At 58.4% G+C, this 18,772-nt stretch carries 22 protein-coding genes and 1 pseudogene; 6 read left to right on the plus strand and 17 right to left on the minus strand.

The window, feature by feature from the left end:
* Positions 1-58: 58 nt before the first annotated feature.
* From KIH45_RS15975 to KIH45_RS15990, 5 genes and pseudogenes are all read right to left on the minus strand, one after another.
* On the minus strand, positions 59-1,741 hold the full coding sequence (locus KIH45_RS15975; protein ID WP_225899996.1) for a DEAD/DEAH box helicase: 1,683 nt from the start codon (positions 1,739-1,741) through the stop codon (positions 59-61).
* Positions 1,742-1,756: 15 nt separating this feature from the next.
* Positions 1,757-1,939: pseudogene (locus KIH45_RS19550) on the minus strand (HNH endonuclease); the annotation flags it as partial.
* Complete coding sequence (locus KIH45_RS15980; RefSeq protein ID WP_213177010.1) at positions 1,936-2,208, minus strand: helix-turn-helix domain-containing protein; 273 nt, start codon at positions 2,206-2,208, stop codon at positions 1,936-1,938. The pseudogene KIH45_RS19550 and the gene KIH45_RS15980, both read right to left, overlap by 4 nt.
* A complete protein-coding gene (locus KIH45_RS15985; protein ID WP_213177011.1) occupies positions 2,205-2,528 on the minus strand; it encodes a hypothetical protein in 324 nt (107 codons plus the stop codon). Before KIH45_RS15985 ends, KIH45_RS15980 begins: the two co-directional genes overlap by 4 nt.
* 10 nt (positions 2,529-2,538) lie before the next feature.
* The gene (locus KIH45_RS15990; protein ID WP_213177012.1) at positions 2,539-2,817 is read right to left on the minus strand and encodes a hypothetical protein; all 279 of its coding nucleotides are present in this window, start codon (positions 2,815-2,817) and stop codon (positions 2,539-2,541) included.
* A gap of 206 nt (positions 2,818-3,023) precedes the next feature.
* On the opposite strand from KIH45_RS15990, the gene KIH45_RS15995 reads away from it, so the two are divergent.
* Entirely contained in the window at positions 3,024-4,514 is a 1,491-nt protein-coding gene (locus KIH45_RS15995; RefSeq protein ID WP_213177013.1) for a sigma-54 interaction domain-containing protein, read from the plus strand.
* Between the two features lie 205 nt (positions 4,515-4,719).
* On the opposite strand, the gene KIH45_RS16000 is transcribed toward KIH45_RS15995, so the two are convergent.
* The 6 genes from KIH45_RS16000 to KIH45_RS16025 all read right to left on the minus strand — a co-directional run bounded on the left by KIH45_RS16000 (position 4,720) and on the right by KIH45_RS16025 (position 11,581).
* Positions 4,720-6,750: a coiled-coil domain-containing protein gene (locus KIH45_RS16000; protein WP_213177014.1), complete on the minus strand. Its 2,031-nt coding sequence runs from the start codon at positions 6,748-6,750 to the stop codon at positions 4,720-4,722.
* Entirely contained in the window at positions 6,747-7,145 is a 399-nt protein-coding gene (locus KIH45_RS16005; protein ID WP_213177015.1) for a hypothetical protein, read from the minus strand. The genes KIH45_RS16000 and KIH45_RS16005 overlap by 4 nt, the downstream gene beginning before the upstream one ends.
* Before the next feature lie 79 nt (positions 7,146-7,224).
* Complete coding sequence (locus KIH45_RS16010) at positions 7,225-8,184, minus strand: hypothetical protein (RefSeq protein WP_213177016.1); 960 nt, start codon at positions 8,182-8,184, stop codon at positions 7,225-7,227.
* Positions 8,185-8,501: 317 nt separating this feature from the next.
* Positions 8,502-9,665: a site-specific integrase gene (locus KIH45_RS16015; RefSeq protein WP_213177017.1), complete on the minus strand. Its 1,164-nt coding sequence runs from the start codon at positions 9,663-9,665 to the stop codon at positions 8,502-8,504.
* The gene (locus KIH45_RS16020) at positions 9,662-10,654 is read right to left on the minus strand and encodes a tyrosine-type recombinase/integrase (RefSeq protein ID WP_213177018.1); all 993 of its coding nucleotides are present in this window, start codon (positions 10,652-10,654) and stop codon (positions 9,662-9,664) included. The genes KIH45_RS16015 and KIH45_RS16020 overlap by 4 nt, the downstream gene beginning before the upstream one ends.
* A 705-nt stretch (positions 10,655-11,359) precedes the next feature.
* Entirely contained in the window at positions 11,360-11,581 is a 222-nt protein-coding gene (locus KIH45_RS16025; protein ID WP_029140018.1) for a hypothetical protein, read from the minus strand.
* 343 nt (positions 11,582-11,924) lie between these two features.
* Between KIH45_RS16025 and KIH45_RS16030 the strand changes: the two genes are divergently transcribed.
* Positions 11,925-12,191 carry a DUF6437 family protein gene (locus tag KIH45_RS16030; protein WP_083825588.1) on the plus strand — a complete coding sequence of 89 codons (267 nt, stop codon included), beginning with the start codon at positions 11,925-11,927 and terminating at the stop codon, positions 12,189-12,191.
* Positions 12,192-12,257: 66 nt separating this feature from the next.
* Here the strand turns inward: KIH45_RS16030 and KIH45_RS16035 are convergent, their stop codons facing one another.
* From KIH45_RS16035 to KIH45_RS16060, 6 genes are all read right to left on the minus strand, one after another.
* Complete coding sequence (locus tag KIH45_RS16035; RefSeq protein WP_011413783.1) at positions 12,258-12,656, minus strand: single-stranded DNA-binding protein; 399 nt, start codon at positions 12,654-12,656, stop codon at positions 12,258-12,260.
* A gap of 270 nt (positions 12,657-12,926) precedes the next feature.
* Positions 12,927-13,196 (minus strand): hypothetical protein, encoded by a 270-nt coding sequence (locus tag KIH45_RS16040; protein ID WP_090481660.1) that lies wholly within the window; start codon positions 13,194-13,196, stop codon positions 12,927-12,929.
* Between the two features lie 71 nt (positions 13,197-13,267).
* On the minus strand, positions 13,268-14,203 hold the full coding sequence (locus KIH45_RS16045) for a DUF2493 domain-containing protein (protein WP_090481505.1): 936 nt from the start codon (positions 14,201-14,203) through the stop codon (positions 13,268-13,270).
* Positions 14,204-14,422: 219 nt separating this feature from the next.
* Complete coding sequence (locus KIH45_RS16050) at positions 14,423-14,863, minus strand: hypothetical protein (protein WP_090481503.1); 441 nt, start codon at positions 14,861-14,863, stop codon at positions 14,423-14,425.
* An 11-nt stretch (positions 14,864-14,874) separates the two neighbouring features.
* Positions 14,875-15,804, minus strand: a complete 930-nt coding sequence (locus KIH45_RS16055; protein ID WP_090481500.1) for an ArdC family protein — start codon at positions 15,802-15,804, stop codon at positions 14,875-14,877.
* Positions 15,805-16,025: 221 nt separating this feature from the next.
* A complete protein-coding gene (locus KIH45_RS16060) occupies positions 16,026-16,415 on the minus strand; it encodes a MerR family transcriptional regulator (RefSeq protein WP_007163748.1) in 390 nt (129 codons plus the stop codon).
* A 75-nt stretch (positions 16,416-16,490) separates the two neighbouring features.
* Between KIH45_RS16060 and KIH45_RS16065 the strand changes: the two genes are divergently transcribed.
* Genes KIH45_RS16065 through KIH45_RS16075 form a run of 4 tightly spaced genes read left to right on the plus strand, consistent with a single transcriptional unit; the run spans position 16,491 to position 18,756 of the window.
* Positions 16,491-16,838, plus strand: a complete 348-nt coding sequence (locus KIH45_RS16065; protein WP_007163747.1) for a mercuric transporter MerT family protein — start codon at positions 16,491-16,493, stop codon at positions 16,836-16,838.
* A complete protein-coding gene (locus KIH45_RS19380; protein WP_081432306.1) occupies positions 16,831-17,043 on the plus strand; it encodes a GDCCVxC domain-containing (seleno)protein in 213 nt (70 codons plus the stop codon). Before KIH45_RS16065 ends, KIH45_RS19380 begins: the two co-directional genes overlap by 8 nt.
* Positions 17,036-18,367 (plus strand): dihydrolipoyl dehydrogenase family protein, encoded by a 1,332-nt coding sequence (locus KIH45_RS16070; RefSeq protein ID WP_011414915.1) that lies wholly within the window; start codon positions 17,036-17,038, stop codon positions 18,365-18,367. The genes KIH45_RS19380 and KIH45_RS16070 overlap by 8 nt, the downstream gene beginning before the upstream one ends.
* A complete protein-coding gene (locus KIH45_RS16075; protein WP_011414916.1) occupies positions 18,364-18,756 on the plus strand; it encodes a hypothetical protein in 393 nt (130 codons plus the stop codon). The genes KIH45_RS16070 and KIH45_RS16075 overlap by 4 nt, the downstream gene beginning before the upstream one ends.
* Positions 18,757-18,772: the final 16 nt, after the last annotated feature.

Consider the following 18,772-nt stretch of genomic DNA (forward strand, 5'->3'; position numbering starts at 1 on the left):
CCCAACCGTCTTCTTTTCCGCACTCACTCTGGCCGCAACAGTGCTCTTCTGGCTGTGATCAACGAGTCCTGAGCCTAGCATGCTCTGCAATCTTCAAGAACCGAGCGAGACTTTCATCAGGCAGCTGACGGTAAATGCGAATTAGCGTGCTATCCCCCGATTTGAGCACATCACGGCGGACAGGGCCGGCTATAGTTTCGCCTGCCGAAACTTCGGCCTCATCCAGCTCCATGCCGCGCACAATGGCACCGGTCCGCAGTGCCTCATCCAGGCTGAGCGAGAACGAGGTGCCGAACGACGTGCCACAAGCATGGCAGTTCGTTGCTGCGACTGGGTTCAAGGCTCCGCAATCGCTGCATGCCTTAAACTGAGGTCCGCCATGGCTCGGAAACACATGGCCGCAGCAATCACACTCAACCGCCTTGATGTCGCACTCGGTGTGACAGGCTGGGCACTTTTTCGTCTTCGGCGTGCCCGGGTCTTTGCGCTTGCCGGGCGACATTTCCAGCTCGATGCGGCGCGCGTACGCCTCAAAGGTCTCTGTACACGGCATGACCACATAAGCGCGGGTATCGTCGTCGTGTCCTTGCGTGCGCACAACACGTCCGATTGCTTGGCGGAAAGCCAACTCGGTCAGCGCGTTCGGCAGGTGGACCAGAACCCGAAGACGCTTGATATCGACGCCTTCCGAAATCATCGCGACCGAGACAATCCAACGCTTATTCGTGTTACGAAACGCTTTGATGCGCGCATCAGGATTGTTCATCTGGCTGTGAACAATCATCGGCGCCTCGCCCTCTATCGCTTCGATGAGCTGGGCCATGTATTCAGCCATCTCAATGTTAGGCGCGATGACCAGGCCACCGGCATCGGGCATGCGAAGGCGAAGGTCATCAAGCTTGCGGCTACCCCACTCGAGCATCGTAGCCTGGTAGCCTGTCATCAAGGGCGTTGACCCATCCGCCTCGTACTGCGGCGTGCAGGCAAGCCGATAGAAGTCCAACGCGCTCTGAAGGCCAGGGATACGCTTGAGCTCCTTGGTCAGTTCAGCTGGTTTGTGGCTGGCGACTTCCACGCTCTCACCGCCATCAAGATCGACCGTGAAATGCCCCTCGTGCTTGTGAAAGGTAACAGGGCGACAGTACTCGAGGTCAACGGCCTCGCCATACGTAAGGGTGTAAGTGCCGCCCTCAGGATGATCGATCGCCCCGGCATCGTCGTATGCGAGCCAGACAGAGCGTTCTCCGTCGGACCGGATCGGCGTACCAGTAAGAACAAGGACGTGCTTTGCCTTAGCAAAAGCACTGTCGGCGCTACTGCCCCAGGCAGCCTCAACGGCGGCGTGGTGGTGCTCGTCACAGATAACAAGCGTCCGAGCGGAATTGCAGATTGCTTGGAAGCCATCTTGCAGCCCCTGCACAGCTGCCCAAGTCGAGCAGACATCGATACCAAGGGCATCGATATCCCCGTCAGAACCGGTGACCTTGCTCATGAAGCGCCCGGTGACTCGCTGAAAATCAGCCGACCATTGATTCACAACCTCAGCACGCGGTGCGATCACTACCACACGGTCAATCTCGCCGCGGGTGATCAGCTCCTGCGCGATGGTACAGGCAGCGATGGTCTTACCCGCACCAGGAGCGGCATTGATGATAAAGTGGCGGTCACCTTCGCTCGAGAGCAACCAAGTGAGAGCCTTATTAAGGGCCTCGGCCTGCCAATGGCGGAGTTTGATGGTCATCGACTTATTGCCCTTCTTGAGATTGCAGGTCGGGCACAAAGCTTGCCCGTTCTTGGTGATGGTCTTGCCCCCCTTCGAGAAGGGGAAAATGTGGTCGGCGTGAAAGCCGCGCCGCAGCTTGCAGCCACAGGCTTCGCATCGACCGCCAGATATGAGCGCGAGGATTTTTCGCTGTCGTTTGCTGAAACATCGCCTCACTTATTCATCCAATATTCGGTCAGCTGGATCTCGCGCACCGGTAGGTTTTTGGGTGGTTCGAGAACGGCGTATTCATTCACGCGCTTCACCGCGGCAGCGAACGGGACAGGCCTAGACTCAATGGTCCATCCTTCTTTGCGCATCTCGCTGATGACATCGGTGAGGTTCGAAACGCCGAAAAGGACAAGGGCTTCTAAGCGTGTGATAGGATTCCCACCGTGAAGGTGCTCCTTCACCGCCATCGCTATTCCGTATCGTTGGTTCTTCATGCTGCTAGCTCCATCTCGATTGATTGGTATGGCGGCTTGCGCCGATATGATGCCTCATCGCCACCGAAGAGGGAGCGGACGATGTCACGCTCTCCGTAAAACACTTGCCAGCCTTCGCCAGAGGCCATTGCCTGGTCGACTGGCAACTCCTCGAAAGTTGCCCGCTGGTCGCGGAATGAACCGAGGGGCATGACGTCCCGGCCGTCGGCAACATCAACAAGATGCGCCGCGAGTTGCAGAGCTTCCTTCGAGGAGATCTCCGAGCCCAAAGACTCGCGGATATCATGATAGAGCTGCTTAATTCGGCTGGGACGGTTCATGAGCGTTCTCCTAGTGTACCGTCGCCGCGGTCGGCACCGTGTCGGGTTGCTGATTTTCGCTTGATTGGTCTTCGTCTGCGGCAAGCTTGCTTGCGCATCCGGACTTCCCCCCATCCATCACCACGACGATCGCGAGCTCGGGATTGGGCGCGGCGTGCAGGCCCAGGACAATTGCTTCCTGGGAGAGGGTGAAGCTAATTTCAGCGGCGTTGTAGTCGGCAGCCAGCAGTTGCTTTACAAACCTGGCGATGACGTCGCTGAGCGGTTCGAATGAGGTTTTTTGCGTCATGCCCCCCACATTGCAGGGGCCGTGCCAAACTTGATTCAGCACCTAATTTCGAGGTGATAGTCTCAATAAACTATTGGTTTTATGGCTTTTAAATTTTACATATTCAATGCAGCCCAAAGACGCTTGAGGATTTGACAAGAACCAAATCGTAAGATTTCTTGTGCTTTACAAAAAATAGTTGTTATCCAGTCCGTATGCGCACTCTCATGGCATGGATCGGATACGCTGACCTCGCCGCCTCCAGGTCAGACGAGGGAATTGGCGGGCCGATCGGCGGGGCCCTTGTTGTTGGCGACTATGAGCAGGTGATCCTTCTAGCCAACTACAAGAACGAGGATGTCAAAGCCTATTCGGACTGGCTTGTTCGCAATGGGGCGCCTCAGCCAAATATTAAAAAAGCAACGCTCTCGAGCCCAACAAATTTCCGCGAGATCTACCAGGTCGCAAAACGCGTGCTGGACGATTTCGCCGCCGAATATGGCAGCACCGACCAATTAACGATCCACCTCAGTCCTGGCACGCCGGCCATGGCAGCTGTCTGGATCATATTGGCGAGGACCAGGACCACAGCACGCCTGATCCAATCATCGCCAGAAGAGGGCGTCAAAGAGGCTGATATTCCCTTCGATATAGCCGCGGAGTTTATTCCCGATCTCTTCTCTGCACATGACAAGCGCAGGCTGGAAGAGAGTGGGGAGAAGCCGCCTGAGGCTGCAAGCTTTTATGACATCAACTACCGAAGCAAGGAGATGGAGCGTAGGGTTCGCGATGCGAAGAAGGCGGCATTGCGGAACTTACCAGTTTTAATCGAAGGCGAGACGGGGACGGGCAAAGAGCTCTTCGCGCGCGCAATTCACAATAGTAGTCAGCGGCGCTCTGAAACTTTCCATGTGGTCAATTGCGGCGCCATCCCTGCAGAACTGGTCGAGTCAGAGTTCTTCGGTCACACTAAAGGTGCATTCACAGGCGCGCTCAAGGATCGCAAAGGCGCATTTGAAGCTGCAAATGGCGGAACGCTCTTTCTCGACGAGATCGGTGAGCTGCCCCTTGCTGCGCAGGTCAAGCTCCTGCGGGCATTACACGAGGGGGAGATAACGCCTGTCGGCGGGGATAAGTCGCGGAAGGTCGATGTGCGCATCATTGCGGCGACCAATCGCAATCTTATGGCGGAAGTTGTCGAGGGGAACTTTCGCGAAGACCTCTATTACAGACTGGCCATTGCGACACTGGACCTTCCGCCTCTGAGAGAGCGCGAGGGCGATGTGTGGCTGTTGGCGGAACGCTTGCTTGAACAAGTTAACCGATCAGCCAGGGAAGAGCCTGGCTATAAGCAGAAGACATTCTCCGCTTCCGCGAAAAAACTAGTTCTCAAGCACTCGTGGCCAGGGAACGTCCGAGAGCTTCTCAACACGGTCAAGCGGGCGACGTTGTTCGCAGATGGCGAGGAGATCAGCAGCGAAGACATGGCTCGGGCTATTCGTGCCGTACCCAACAGGGACGGGCCGCCAGATGGAGTCCTAAACCACGAGATTTATGAAGGGTTCGCGATCGAAGATAGGATTGACCAAGTGAAGCGCCATTACCTGGAGCGAGCCCTTGAGAAGACTGGCGGCAATAAGGCTCAAGCCGCCAAGCTTCTAGGTCTTAAGAGTGCGCAGACGCTGACTTATTGGCTCGAAAAGCTCGGCATTGCGTGAAACTGGTCCAGCGCTCGCCAAAGAGTTCGAGGACGATCCTTCATTAAGTCTGGGAAATTCGACTTCCTGAGCTTAATCCATCGTCCATCATTGATTTCAGATGCGGGAGCCAGTCCTCCGTAAATCGCTCGAACTGCCGGTCATTGAGCCATACGACTGCTCGGCAGAATCGAGTCTCATCAAGAGTGCTAGACTAAAGGATTGTTTAAGGCTGCACGGGCTGGAGCACATACCCGTCAAAAATGATCTTTTTGCACTCTAAGCGAGCAAGAATTGGACTCAAAGTGTCGAAGTCTTCGCTGGTGGAGACAATGACTTGCTGCTGTGATCCCCGATGATTTGCCGCGTGCTCAAGCAATTGCCCGAAGCTCACCTTTGACGACGATTGTTGGCGCGGCTCATCTAGCAGTAGCAGACCTGGATGATTGGTGGCGAACTTCCGGGCGAGCTCCAAGAGTCCGAGTTGGTAAGCCCATTTAAGGCGAATGGCGTCGCTCGCTGAAGTTTCAAAACCAATCTCATAGCCCTCTTTCTGCGGGCGATAGCTATCTTCGTCGATCGTCAGATCTTTAGGTGCGAAGGTCGTGAACCCAAAAGCCTGAGCCAACTCGCGCAAAGATTTGGTGAGGGCGTCGAGCTTAAGCTTGTCGTCCTGGGTCATTTTGTCCGATGGAATGAGCCGACCCGCTTTCCACAATTCTTCGAACTCTGCCGACAATGTGTGGAGGCGGCTCGCCGTATCCTCCAACGACGCGATCAGAGCTTCTATATCGCGAATTCGAGCCTCGATGCGCACTCGCTCCTCGACGACCGCCGCTGAGGGCGCACTCGATGGACCTAGGAGGTCGCTTCGAATCGTTCGAACGCGAGAGTACAGCTTGTTGATTTCGGCCGAGGCGACCGCCCCAAGATCCTGGAGACGCTGTTGCTCGGCCTGCTCCCGCTGTAAGATATCTTCGAACATTTTCAGCTGCGACCGAACGTACTCGATGTTGTCCTCAATCGGCATTACCGCTTCAAGGACTTCTTGAGAAATTAAGGCATCGACGAGACTCTGCTCGCAGGTTGGGCATTGCTCTGGCGTCAAATTTCCAGCCGTCCCGGCGTAGCGCTGAAGCCTCTGAACATCTTGGTTCTTCTGTAGATCCTCTCTAAGCTGGGCGATACGGCGCTCAAGAGATGCGATATCGGCGCCCTTCAACTGCAGCGCCTTGTGCACTTCGACGCGCTTCTGATTCCGCGCGTCAATTTCCCTACCAAGCGATTCAAGCTCTGCGGTGAGGGCGTCAGCTTTGTCGCCGACCTGAGGTATCTCTGTTTTGGCGAGAGCAGCGGCCCGAACCCGTAGTTCAGTCAGTATCGTTTCGACCACGACGGTCTCGTCATCCTGAACAAGTGAGATTGTCCAACGCTCGAGACTGTCAATGTCTGCGGTCGGTCGAGGGGGAAGACCGCTCAATGTACCGCCTGCGCGCCGCGCAACCCGCATCATCTCGTCAATGACACCTGTCCAGCTACGCGCATTCTCTTCGATCCTCTCTTTCAATCGTTGGCGCTGCAATTCGAGCCTATGGACATCGAGATCTAAGATGAACTCAACCGCGCGTTTCTGGACATCGCGAACACGCATATATGTCGGGATAGCGGCCGGAATTATGGACCAACCGCGCTTTTGTTCCACCCAGAAAAGCGGGAATACTGTTTCCAGCGGGAGTTTCCCCTCAGGACCTTCATATTTTCGTACAACCGGCATATCCCAGCCGATGAAAGCTTCGAGAAAGTGCAGAAAGCCATCCTCGCGTTGGAAGGCACCTGGATCGCGAACGAAGAACTGTCGTGAAGGCGCCGTCGCGGACGGTTCTGTCAGCATTGGACCGAACCACACCGTAACAAGGCGTGTGTCGATGCCAGGCTGCTTGATCGGTCTGCGCACCGTTACGATAGTCCCTGCCCCGTTCTCAATTTCAAGTTCGACGAAGGAATTTATGACTTCAAGTTTGCTCTCGTCATCCTTCATCAGGTAAGTCGTCAGTGCGTGAGGCACTGGCACCTCGCGGCTTGGGCTAAGCATCTTTTCCATGCCAAGCACGTAGAGCAAAGCCTGCATGCTGGTTGACTTACCCTTCGTGTTGTCAGCCCAAATCACGTTGAGGCCATCCTCAAACGGAAGATCGGCGCCGTAGGGACCGTCTTGTGTGAAAGCGCGCAACCGCAAGTGCCTAAGCCGAAGAGTCAAAGCAGCGTCTCCATACGCCAGATGCGGGTTACGATCTTTTCAGTCGCTCGTTTCGCGACGTTGGTCAGAAACACTCGCTCATGCTGAAGAACATCAGAATTAGCGTCGATTGCTGCTGCAACGTTTTGGCCGAGCAACGTCAGCGTGATTGTCTTACCTTTGGTCACGTCCAAGTATTTGAGGCCGTGCGCGAAGGCGACTGCCCGGTTCAGCCAAGGCTCCACACGGACCTGAAGTTCACCGGTCTTTCGTTCGCCGCGCAGCACGGCGTGGACCTGCTCCCGACTTTCTTCGGTGCGGATCGAGTGCGCCAGAAATTGCAGCTTCAGGAAGCTCGCTCTTTTACCACGGCTATGGAGCAGGCTTAGGAGGACGACCGCAATTCCCCACGACATGCGAAGGTCACCTGCGACCGGCTCTGGTCGCGATGTGAAGGAGAAGTTGGCGCCCTGCAGCGCTTGAAGGAACGGGCTATCAGGCGGCATCGGGGAAATCGAGTGGGCAGCGCATGATCCATTCGGAGATGGTGCCAAGCGCAATTTCATGCGCGTTATCGTCGGACAACGTCGGGGCAGCGGATTTGATTGCTTGAGTGAGCGAGATAATCTCGGTGTTCAGGATACTGCTGGGTAAGCTACCTCCTTTTGGTCCAGCGAATGTGAGAGTGCGCGCACGGACTTGGATTGCGGCGGCAACCTTCTCATGCATGTCGGGCGCATTGTTGCGCAGAGCATCAAGGAGGCTGTTGCATCTTAGGAAGGCCTCTATTCCGTGCTCCACTGCCTCGTTCAATCCGGTGCCCGTCGCTCGCTTTCCTAACTTGACAGTGGCGTTCGCCACGAGATCGGCGGAACCAGCCTCCCAATTCTTGAGCTCCTCCTTGCTAGGTGACGCGACGCTCAGCGAGAGATTGGTAAGACCAGCAATCGCGTCCTGCAGCGCTTTCCCGGGGAAATGGGTCTGATCTTGAATACAGACCTCGAAATCATCGTCGAGCAGTGACAGCCCTTGCTTCCGTAGGTCGGTGGTTTTCTTCGCGCAATGAAGGTTCAAATCCTTACTGTCATGATTGGGAACCAGCAGCACCCAGGACCTTAATTTTTGGCCGAGCAAGAGCTTGGAAACCTCAGCAGCACCTTTGACAAGCTTAGTGAGATCGGTCGTCATCTTGCTTTTCTGACGATCAGCGCGCACCGAAATATCAAGAGGCTCTTCAGGTGCGTAGCACTGATAGATAACGAGTTCGGATAGACAGTAATAGTCGATACCGAGATCGCCGCTATGGTTCGCGGGGACCTTGTGTACGTTCAACACACCATGACGGCTTTGCAAAAGGCTGAGGGAGAACTCCTCCCAATCGTCTGGTTCCCATTGATAAACTAAGGTCGTCATTTCCTCCCCGACCGTGATCACCGTCAAAGTTGTTTGTTGCATGTTAGACGCCCGATCTCAATCGCAGCAATCATCTCGCAAAGTGTTCGAATGGCAGCAATTAATGCACGAGGCTTCCAATGTCATGCACATGAATGACCGGCCGCCTTTGGCGATCTTACCTTTCGGGGGGGATTGGGCAGCGCGTCCTCCAGAAATCCCGTTGATCACTCTCTTATGAACGATCTTCAGATTTCGGGTATGCATGCCGAACCGCCGACCGTCCGAATTTACGACGGGTGGCCGCCGTAAGACCTCAATTGACGGATCATGCAAGAGCTCGCCGAATTAGCCATGTCGGACCACTCCGAGTTGCCTCATCATTCCAACGCCAGTTGCTGCGCAATGCTCTCGCCGACCAAAGTAGCAGCCTCGAGCAAAACGCCGTCATCCAAGTGAGCATAGCGTGCCGTCGTAGAGACATGTCTATGTCCGAGAAGACTGCCGATCATTGGCAGCGTTTCTGAAGAACGCGCCGCCAGGCTGGCATAGTTGTGCCTCAGGTCGTGCAACCGAACATCGTCCAGCCCCGCTTCGGTCCGCAATCTCCGCCATAACCAATCTAAAGCCGATCTTGGCAGTACGTCGAAGGTGAAAACGCGCTGGCCCTTCCTTCCGCGCGTGAATGCGTCGAGCACCGCCCTCGCCTCCTGACCAAGCCAGACAATGCGCGGGCCGGTCTTTGAGTCATTAAGTTTCAGCTTCCGGCCCTGCACCTCGCCCCAAGTGAGATTGAGTATCTCGCCGCGACGACAGCCTGTCAGCGCGAGAAGCGAGATCACGGCGACCTCGACGGGGTTTTCAGCACGATTGTCCGCCAACGCGCGACCAAGCCGGGCCATCTCGTCGTGACTAAAAAAGCGCTCGATCTTGCGTCCCCGGTTGCGTTTCACACCGCGAAAAGGATTTGAATGCTCTGGCAGGTAGCCCCATGCTTCGGCCTTGGCGAACATGGCTTTAAGGATTTCCATGGCGCGATTGGCTGCACCAGGACCTGCTGATCGCGTGAGCTCGGCATGCCAGCGCACCGCATCAGCGTGGCTAATTTCGTCAATGAACTTGCCCGGAAACGCTTGCTCCAGATGGGTCCGCCGGTAGATATTCTGAATTTCGCGCGTTGACGGTTTCCAGGTCGGCGCTGCTACCTCCCAGTAGGATTGGAGAAATGCCGCGTAGGTCGGCGTCTTGCGCCCACGCTGCTTCTTGTCGGCAGGGTTTTCACCAAGCTCAATGCGCAGGATAAGGCGTCGTGCGACATCCTTGGCAATACGCTCTGTTAGGATGGCAGCGTCACCAATAGTGATGAGCCGTTGCTTACCACCCATCGTGCGCTGCAGAACATAGCTCTTGCGGCCCGATGGATGGATACGCTCGCCAAAGCCGGGGAGCACGTAGTCAAATCTCGAGCGACGCTTGCCAGCCTCGCCAGGTATAACGCGCGCAAGCTCCTCTGCAATGATCTGCCTGAGGTCGTACTGGGTCATGCTGACATTCCCATCGCACTTGCGAGATTGGAGCAGATGCGATCGGCGCTTTCCGCGATCACCTCGTCAGCCAGATGTGCGTACCGCGCCGTTGTTTCCGGAAGCGCGTGGCCGAGTAGCTTGCCGATTGTCGCCAATGGAATGTGCTGCGCAATGGCAACCGAGGCGAAGCTATGACGCAGATCATGAAGCCGCACGTCGGGCAGCGCAGCCTTGCGCCTGATGCGATCCCAGTACTGACCGAGATTGATCGGAGCTTCGCGACGCATGGCAGGAAAGACCAGCAGCTCGTCGGCACGACGTTCCAGTCCCTCGAGCACTGCGATAGCTTGCGGGTTGAGATAAATCGTCTTTGGGCCGGTCTTGCTGTCAGGCAATTGCAGACGTGGTGGCTGGACATAACGCCAGCGTAAGGTCGCGATTTCCGAGACCCGAGCTCCAGTGTAGATGAGCATGAGCAGCGCCGGAATGACAAATGGATTGACCCCATCATGTTTGGCCAGAACGCGCCCCAGTCTTCGGTATTCAGAGGCAGAGAGGTAGCGCTCGGGCAGATCGCGTTTGAAGCGGGAGACGCCGCGGCACGGGTTGGAATTCTTCACCCGGTAGCCGAGCTTCTCGGCATACTGCATCATCACCGACATGATAGGGATGGCGCGGTTGAAGGTCCCTCCCCGCTCAGCCATGCTGTCTCGCCAGCGGTTGATGTCTCCGCGTTCGATCATATCGACCGGCAGGTCACCGAACCTTGGCACGAGCAGTTGATCGATGCGCGAACGCGATGATCGCTGTGTCGCTGGCTTCCAATGCGGCGAATAATCCTGCCAGAACTCTTCGGCATAATCAGCGAACAACGGCACTCGCCTCTTCTCGGGCGCGGTAGGGAGGTCGGCAAGCGTTGCCTTGATGAGCAAACTGCGCGCGGCAGCGCGCGCGGCGGGCGCGCGCAGCGCACCTGCCGCCATCCCCGCGCAACCAAGTGTCACCATGCGCTGCACGCCTCGCGGACTATGCTTGACTATCCATGTAAGGTGACCCGACTTCCGTTTGCGAAGCCCGAAGCCGGGAAGTTCTGTGTCCCACGTAACACCGATGGGAAGCGACTTTCGACGAGCGACATGACCAGTCAATTTCAGCCTGAACGATGGCCTGCGAGGGGCTATGACTGAGCCTTGGCTACTATGCGATCGCTCACGTGTTGCCGAAATCGAACTTACTGTTTTATCGTGCTTTTCTTCCATTCATGCAGCTTAGGCTGCGTACGGTGTGCCAATTCTGTTCCCCATTGCGCGGCGAAATCCGGTGACCCTAGTCGTTCCGTTCTCGAAGGCATTTTCCAGCAATGCCCTTGGCGGCGCGAGCATCCAGTTCGGGGCGGTAAACGAGCCTGATCTGCAACTGAACGAATAATACGCACAAGGACCGCACCCACCGCAAAGGCGGCGGCAAAGGAGCGCGTGCGGTGCCCGGGACCGGGGCCTGTCGGTTCCCGCGGCACCGCGCCGGTCCGACCCGCTGTCGTTCGGGAGTGCGTGCGGGGCCCAGAACAAGAAGGCCGCGCCCGCAGGAGCACCGCCGAAGGCGGGGCGGGACCGAGCGCGACCCCAGCCCCGCTCCGCTTTTCGTCCCGCTCCAGTGCCAGCGAACACGAAAAAAGGCAGGAACCGTCACCGGCTCCTGCCCTCGTATGGTCGTCAGTATTCGTCCAGCATGGCTCCATGGACCGTGTGCACCACGCGGCTGGCGAGATGCGCAGGCAGTGCGTTGTAGTCACCCTCGTCCAGGGCGAAGTAGCCCAGGTCTTCATCTTCCACCACGTGCTGGTCGAAGAAACTGTGCTGGGCGCGCCTTTCGGCAACTGCAAGCGCTTCGAAATAGCTGTGCGCGTTCATGTCCAAGGTGCTGAGTGTAGTCATGATATCCTCCTGAAACCTGTCGCTGAGACGACAGGAAACAGGCGGAGGGGCATGGGGCCGGCGGGTCAGGGATCGCCCCGAGGGCGACCGCGAAGCGGCGGTGGGGGCAACGATTTTGTCGGACCGGAGCAAAGCGCAGGGGAGGCAAAATGGTGGGGCCCCGCCGTCCTTGACGCGCCGGCCCCATGCCCATCACCCTTGGAATTCGGTGAGCCAGCCCCCTCCCCCGCTCCGTTACGTAGTGCAAGGGACGACCAGCGCGATTGGACTTTCCTACAGGCTGTGCCCGGGTGCATGTTGATCGAAGGGAGGAACCACCGAGGGGTGCAGGAAAGGAACCCCGATGCCAACCAAACGAAGCGCTGTCGCAGCACTCCGGAAACTCGAGGCCGACCGGCTGGCACTTGCCGAGCGCCAGAAGCTACTTGAAGCTCAAGCCGCCCTAGAACTGGGACGCATCATCCTGGGAACGGGGCTTGAGACCTTCTCGAAGAAGGCGCTCGCAAGAGTTGCCGGAGAGCTCGGAAAGCTCGGTGAAGAGGCGTCTCTGCAGAAGCTGCTTCCACCGGCTCGCTCGTCTCCTCGCACCGAACAGCCATCCGGAGAGTAGGAACAGCAAGAAGGGGCCCTGTCCGGTTGGACAGGACCCCTTCGGGAGGGAGATCGACGGGAGAGTTCAGTCGATCTCGGGAGCATCTTTGTTGTCGTCGTTCTCGCCGGAGCCGTTGCCGCGGGAGAGGAAGTCGACCTTGTCGGCGAGGATTTCGGTGCCGTAGCGGGTGACCCCGTCCTTGTCCTCCCACTGGGTGTAGTGGATGCGGCCCTGGACGCTGACCAGCTGGCCCTTGGAGCAGTACTGGCCGACGGTCTTGGCAAGGCCGTTGAAGCAGGTCACTCGGTGGAACTCGCTTTCCTTGGCGGTGTAGCCGTTCTCGTCCTTGTATGTCTTGCCGTCCTTGTCCCGTGCTGGGCGATCGGTGACGACGGTGATCCCGGTGACGTTGGTGCCGCCCTTGGTCTCGCGGGTGTCGGGCTCGCGGGCGATGCGACCGGTGAGGATTGCGATATTGGTCATGGTGTAAGTCCTTCAGTTCCTCAAACCGGAGACCATCTCCGGCTTGCGAACATCCAGAAGAAGCAGGGCATGGGAGGACTGCACCGCAGGAGCGAAGCTCCAAGGGAAACCTGTTCATGACGGGTGGTGCGGGCAGGCGCGCGAAGCGCGACAACACGGCCGTCAAAGGAACGGGTTGCTGTCCTCAGCTGGCCTGGTTCAGGACTGTTCGCGACAAAAGCCGGATGGGTATCGGGTGCGGGTCTGAAGGCTCGCGTGTTCCCGATGCAATCAGCTTGCCCCATCGTCTTCCGATGCCGCTAGGAGATCCATAAAGTTGCGCGCAGCTTCCCGGTCTTCCTCGTTCTCGAACGCCACATCGAGGTCGGGGGCGGACCCGAACATGTGCAGGAACGACCACAGTGCAAAGCGCTTGCCCCGGTCCTCCTCAAGGCCGAAATCGACCCGGCAATGCTCGATGCCGGCTGCAAATGTGTCGGGAGCAACCGCGGAGAGGTCGGTGGTAGCAAAGTAGCGCTGCAGCAGATCGTCAAGTTGCATGACCTCATGCATAGTCGGGTCGGCGCCGAATGCACATCCAGGCAATTCTCATGCAGATGATGAAGGGCCCCTCAGGACCCGGGAGAGGTGCCCAAGTGGCCACGACGATCGACCACGGTGATCCGGCGCGCCTTGGCATCGATGACGAGCCGTTCGGTCACGCCATTGCCCGGAAAGGCGACAACGTAGCGCGGATTGAGCGAGAGCATCTGCTCGTTGCGCTTGAATCCGGCGCGGGCACCAAGCCGACGATCAAGTGAGTAGGTCAGTTGCTGTACTTCGCGGCGCTCGGCCCAGCTCGCGGCCAGGCGATCGGCACCCTTGCCGTCGCCACCATGAACCAGGAAGAGATCAGGAACCACATCGCGAACCTTGTCCAGCGTCGCCCAAACATTTTCGGCATAACGCTTCGCATCCTCGGCGCTCTCGAAGCTTTGGCGACCACCGGCAAAGACTACCGGAGTGCCCTCCGGAATCAGGGCATGACGCCGGTTCTCCGCGCGTGCGCGGAGGAAATCGCGGGCATCGATCACGGCCGATGTGAGATTTCGCGAATGGTTCGTGCGCGAGCCGGAAACGGGCTTCCACGAGGAACCGGTCTCGTCGCGATAAAGTGCTGCCGTCGCCTCGCGCATTTGCTCGAAGGCCAGCATGCTGGCTTCGGCAGCCTGCGCGCGCTCGACCTGCTCTTCCAGATTGCTCGAATGCACTTCGGATCCATCAGCGGATGCCAGCAGAGTCCGGATCTCGTCGCTGGCCCGATCCAATTGAGCCGACTTACGGCTGGCTGCGCGGTGAAAGAGATTGACCATGCCCCAGGCAATATCCTCGGCATCAGCCTCCAAAGCAGTGTCGGAAAACATCGCGAAAAGGTCGGACCATACGGCGCCAAGTGTCTGGTCGATCGCGTCCTCGCAGGGAAAGTCGGTTGCATTGAATGGGGCGGGCCTGATGCTGAGGCTTGAAAGGTCAAGGCCGCTCAACTGGTCGATGAAGCTGTCGTACATGGGGTGTCTCCTGATCGCGGGGACAAGGAGAGGAGGCACCATTGCCTCGGCCCTGTCCGCCGGAGCCCGATCAGAGCCGGGAGAAGGGGCGAGACGCACCGCGCAGCGGGAAACCTGCGGCCCTAGGCTGGCGCGGGCAACACGGGCCGACGGGCCGCAGGTTGCGGCTCGCCACGACCGGCCCAAGGGCCTCTCCCGGCGGACTGGGATGAGGCAGGATCAGGACCCGCTGTCGCAGGTGGATCGGGAGCGCTCGAAGATCGCTTCACCATTCGAGAACCGCCCAACCAGGCGCAGCTCACCAAACAGGTCGATGAACTTTCCTGACACCTGGGCGAGCCAGTGCCGTGCCCTTGCCGTTCTTGGGATGTAGAAATCCGCCTCCCAGTACCGGGCATCATCGCGTTCGGCGAGCCAGATCGCGGCGAGCCCGCAATAGGTCGATATGCCGCAATCGGCGAAGGCGTTTCGCAGGAGGATGCGGTCCTCGCGGCCGCGCCATCCATCGAAGCGTTCAAAGGAAGGAAAGGTCGCCTTCGTGATATCGATGACCTCGTCGACCAGGCACTCGTAGACCCAGTCGACATCGCCGCCTTCGCCCTCATCAAGCAGGCGAAAGGCCACCACGGAGCCAGTTGGATAGCTGACGGAACGTCCCATCTCACTGCTCCTCAGGCTGCATCAGAGAGATCGATGTCGGCCTCGCTATCGCAGGATTGGTGACCCCCAAGCTCGAGCAACAGGCTTGCCGCTTCCTCGGCCTTGGCCGCAGCGGTCAAGATCGCGCGCTCGTCCGATTTGAGGATCTTGAGCCAAGACGCGATGTAGCTGGCGTGATGGTCGAGATGGGTAACAGGAAGACCCAGTTCTGCCCCGAGAATGGCCGAGGAAAGTTCGGCGATCAGTTCCTCGGCGGCATAGGCGTCGCTGCCGAAGCGGTTCTTGAGATCGCGGTCGAGCCGCGAAGAGTGACCCGTCCAGTGCGAAAGCTCGTGTGCGAGCGTCGCATAGTATTGGTCGTAGGCTTCGAAGAGTTCGGCTGGCGGCATGGTGACCCGGTCGCGCAACGGCTCATAGTAAGCCTGCGCGCCATGGTGGCGCAGGTGTGCGCCGACATGAGCAAAGAAGGTATCAAGGCGATCTTCTCGTCCATAGGGCTCCAGCGCGGCAACCAGTGGCTCTGGATGGTAGAAGTCGGGGAGGCCGTCGCACTGGTCGGCATTGAACACGGCATAGGCCTTGAGCACGCGCCGGTTCTCGGTGTCAGCTTCGCCTTCGGCGCTCTCGACCTCCTTGGTGTAGCTCTTGTAAAAGATTGCGATGGTCGACTTTTCGCCCTTGCGGACCTGTCCGCCGAGCTGCTGGCACTGGCGGTAGGTCATCCAGTAGGGCGAGGCGTAGCCACAGCCATCGGCCACCGTCCACAACCAGAAGGTGTTCATCCCGCGATAGGGGGTCCCGCAGGAGCGTAAGGGCCGCGAAACCGGTACGCCACGCCACGGCTTGACCCAGGGCTTTGTGCCTTGCTCGAGCTTTTCGATGATGGCAGCGGTAATGCGCTGGGCTGGCGAAGTCGAAGCACTGCGGCGATACTTGGTCATGGGAGTTCTCCTGATGGCCGGGACGGACATATCCCGGCTCAGGATGAGCAAAGCTGCCTCCTCTCTCCTTCAATGATGACCGTTATGCGCCCCAATTCTGGTCGTAGGCCGCACATTGCAAGGTGCCCGAAAGCGGACCGCTTGCTTTTCTGATCCGGCAGGCTGCGCCAATTTTGAGTGCTGGGTGGAAACCCGTTGGTCTGTAGCTTGAATTCGCTGGGCTAGCCTTCGCCCGCGAGGCTTTCCAATACCGGGCACCGATCATTGCTCGTGGTGCCACATTGCTCGATCAGTTTAGCGAGAGCGTTCTCCATACGCTCAAGGTCGGCCCGCTTCGCACGGATGTTTGCGAGGTGCTGTTCGGCGATCGATTGCACCTCATCGCAACGCACTTCCTGACCTGGCGTTAAGTCAAGCAATGCCCGCACCTCTTCGAGGGAAAATCCGAGTTCGCGCGCGCGCCGAATGAAGCGGAGGCGCTCCGTGTCGTGAGGACCATAGTCGCGGTAGGCGCCCCTTCTCGGCGGAGCATCGATAACGCCTATCCGTTCGTAATACCGGATTGTCTCGATGTTACACCCGGTCCGCTTCGCCACTTCGCCAATTTTCAAAGCCAACCTCTTGAGTCTGTAGTTGCTACAGACTGTAAATAGGTGTGCGAATCGAGGTTTGCAAAAGGACGATCGATGCGCGGCATCAGCACATGGTGGAACGGATTGGCGACGGGCGGAGGTATCTTTGCAGCCTTCGGGGCAGCTGCATGCTGTGCACTGCCCTTGATGCTCGCGTCGGTGGGTGTGGGCTCGGCGTGGCTTGGCAGCATCTCGCCGGTCCTGGCCCCCTATCGCGTCCCGTTGCTGACCCTGGCGTCGGCTCTTCTTCTCGCTGCGACCCTCCGTTTGCTCTGGCAGTTTCGGCAGGCACGAACATGCCCGGCGGACAGTGCATGCGGATCATCGACTTATCGAGCGCTGACCGCCATAGGAATTGCCATCGGTGCGGCGCTGCTGACAGGTGCCTTCCTCTATGGCTGATCCGATCCTGATCTCGCGCTTGCGCTGTCCCGAATGCGGTCATGAGGAGGACATGGAAATGCCGACCAACGCTTGCCTGTTCTTCCATAACTGCGCGGGTTGCGGCGTTCGCCTTCAGCCGCTCCAAGGCGATTGCTGCGTGTTTTGCTCGTACGGCACCGTTCCCTGCCCCCCAATACAGGAAGGGGATTGCTGCCATGGCTGAGGCTTTCGATTTCGTCGCCATCGGATCGGGAACTGCTGCGCAGGTCGCGGTCCACCAGATGGCCAACGCCGGGAAGCGCTGCGCGGTTATCGATTATCGGCCTTACGGTGGCACATGTGCGCTTCGAGGGTGCGACCCGAAAAAGATGATGGTGAGCGGAGAGGAAGCGCTCGCGGCATACAGGCGAATGAAGGGGAAGGGCATCAAGGGCTCGGTTTCAATTGATTGGGCCGACCTCCAGGCATTCAAGCGCAGCTTTACCGACCCCGTCCCTGAAAAGCAGGAAGCTCGCTACGAGCGTAAGGGCGTCGCGACTTTTCACGGCGCGGCACGCTTTGCTGGCCCCGACAGGATCGTGATAGGCGACCGGGAACTGAGTTTCTCGCACGCTCTTATCGCAACGGGAGCAGAGCCTCGACCGCTTGGGATCGAAGGTGAGGAATTGCTGATTCACAGCGATGCATTCCTAGAACTCAAAACCCTTCCAGATCGGATCGTATTCGTCGGCGGCGGATACATTGCCGCAGAATTTGCCCACCTCGCCGCGCGCGCCGGTGCAAAGGTCACAATCTTCCAACGAGGCCGCATTCTGAAAGCCTTCGACCCTGACACGGTCGATTGGCTCATGCCAAGTTTCGATGATCTCGGCATCGAAATTGTGGACGCTGAAGTGGACCGCGTAACGAAGAAAGGCAGCGTGCTGACCGTCCATGCTGGCGACCGCAGGATCGAAGGGAGCCTGGTGGTGCACGCTGCCGGAAGAATCCCTGCGATCGGCTCGCTCGATCTGGAGGCGGGAGACGTCGCCTGTGACGCGGGTCGCTTGGCACTTACCGCCCAGCTACGGAGCCAAAGTAACCCCAAGGTCTTCGCGGCAGGTGACGCTGCTGCAAATGGCCCGCCACTGACTCCAGTCTCCAGTAACGATGCCAAGGTCGTGGTAGAAAACATACTCGATGATACCGGTCGAACTCCGAACTATCGAGGGGTGCCAAGTGCACTTTTCACGGAGCCGCCGGCGGCCAGGGTCGGAATGCTGGAAAGCGAGGCGCGTGAGGCAGGGCTGGATTTCACGGTGCATGCTGGCTCGCACCCTGGTTGGTTCTCGGCGAGGCGGCTGAACGAAGAGATCTACGGCCACAAGCTGCTGGTCGAGAACGGAACGGGACGCATCCTTGGAGCCCACTTGGTCGGCCCTGACGCCGACGAGCTCGTCAATATCTTCGGCTTGGCCATGCGCCATGGGCTAAACGCGGACGACATCAAATCTACCATGTTCGCTTATCCGACGGCGGCCTCCGATGCAGGGTATATGTTGGGATGAGCAACGCGGAAGCCACCAACAAGCGTGACTTGGCCGCCAACCGTCTGCACCGTATCCTAATCTGGGGCGTGCCGTTTGCGGCGCTAATCGGCCTAAACTTTACCGCAGAACTTCTGCAACCGAACGAGAGGGTGGAAATCGCGGCGGTGCTGTTCCTATGGATGGGGGCGGCGTGCTCGTTAAACGCTTTGCGTTGCCGTCGGCTTCACTGCATGATCGCAGGGCCAGCATTTCTGATTGGTGCTGCGCTTTTTGCCATGGTGGCATTCGGCTTGGCTGATTTCGGGAAACACGGTCCAAGCGTCATCATCTGGGTCACGTTTGGGGTAGTTGCTGGCAGCTTTATCGCCGAACGGATAGCAGGGAAGTATTGGCGAAGACCGGCGTAAGCTCAGGTTTCTGTTC

This window comes from Croceicoccus gelatinilyticus (genome assembly GCF_018398395.1).
Taxonomy (GTDB): Bacteria; Pseudomonadota; Alphaproteobacteria; order Sphingomonadales; family Sphingomonadaceae; genus Croceicoccus; species Croceicoccus gelatinilyticus.

Excerpts from the sequence above, each read along its gene's own strand:
- KIH45_RS15975 (WP_225899996.1), bottom strand. The coding sequence starts at position 1,741 with ATGACCATCAAACTCCGCCATTGGCAGGCCGAGGCCCTTAATAAGGCT.
- KIH45_RS15980 (WP_213177010.1), bottom strand. The coding sequence starts at position 2,208 with ATGAAGAACCAACGATACGGAATAGCGATGGCGGTGAAGGAGCACCTT.
- KIH45_RS15985 (WP_213177011.1), bottom strand. The coding sequence starts at position 2,528 with ATGAACCGTCCCAGCCGAATTAAGCAGCTCTATCATGATATCCGCGAG.
- KIH45_RS15990 (WP_213177012.1), bottom strand. The coding sequence starts at position 2,817 with ATGACGCAAAAAACCTCATTCGAACCGCTCAGCGACGTCATCGCCAGG.
- KIH45_RS15995 (WP_213177013.1), top strand. The coding sequence starts at position 3,024 with ATGGCATGGATCGGATACGCTGACCTCGCCGCCTCCAGGTCAGACGAG.
- KIH45_RS16005 (WP_213177015.1), bottom strand. The coding sequence starts at position 7,145 with ATGTCGTGGGGAATTGCGGTCGTCCTCCTAAGCCTGCTCCATAGCCGT.
- KIH45_RS16010 (WP_213177016.1), bottom strand. The coding sequence starts at position 8,184 with ATGCAACAAACAACTTTGACGGTGATCACGGTCGGGGAGGAAATGACG.
- KIH45_RS16015 (WP_213177017.1), bottom strand. The coding sequence starts at position 9,665 with ATGACCCAGTACGACCTCAGGCAGATCATTGCAGAGGAGCTTGCGCGC.
- KIH45_RS16020 (WP_213177018.1), bottom strand. The coding sequence starts at position 10,654 with ATGGTGACACTTGGTTGCGCGGGGATGGCGGCAGGTGCGCTGCGCGCG.
- KIH45_RS16025 (WP_029140018.1), bottom strand. The coding sequence starts at position 11,581 with ATGACTACACTCAGCACCTTGGACATGAACGCGCACAGCTATTTCGAA.
- KIH45_RS16030 (WP_083825588.1), top strand. The coding sequence starts at position 11,925 with ATGCCAACCAAACGAAGCGCTGTCGCAGCACTCCGGAAACTCGAGGCC.
- KIH45_RS16035 (WP_011413783.1), bottom strand. The coding sequence starts at position 12,656 with ATGACCAATATCGCAATCCTCACCGGTCGCATCGCCCGCGAGCCCGAC.
- KIH45_RS16040 (WP_090481660.1), bottom strand. The coding sequence starts at position 13,196 with ATGCAACTTGACGATCTGCTGCAGCGCTACTTTGCTACCACCGACCTC.
- KIH45_RS16045 (WP_090481505.1), bottom strand. The coding sequence starts at position 14,203 with ATGTACGACAGCTTCATCGACCAGTTGAGCGGCCTTGACCTTTCAAGC.
- KIH45_RS16050 (WP_090481503.1), bottom strand. The coding sequence starts at position 14,863 with ATGGGACGTTCCGTCAGCTATCCAACTGGCTCCGTGGTGGCCTTTCGC.
- KIH45_RS16055 (WP_090481500.1), bottom strand. The coding sequence starts at position 15,804 with ATGACCAAGTATCGCCGCAGTGCTTCGACTTCGCCAGCCCAGCGCATT.
- KIH45_RS16065 (WP_007163747.1), top strand. The coding sequence starts at position 16,491 with ATGCGCGGCATCAGCACATGGTGGAACGGATTGGCGACGGGCGGAGGT.
- KIH45_RS19380 (WP_081432306.1), top strand. The coding sequence starts at position 16,831 with ATGGCTGATCCGATCCTGATCTCGCGCTTGCGCTGTCCCGAATGCGGT.
- KIH45_RS16070 (WP_011414915.1), top strand. The coding sequence starts at position 17,036 with ATGGCTGAGGCTTTCGATTTCGTCGCCATCGGATCGGGAACTGCTGCG.
- KIH45_RS16075 (WP_011414916.1), top strand. The coding sequence starts at position 18,364 with ATGAGCAACGCGGAAGCCACCAACAAGCGTGACTTGGCCGCCAACCGT.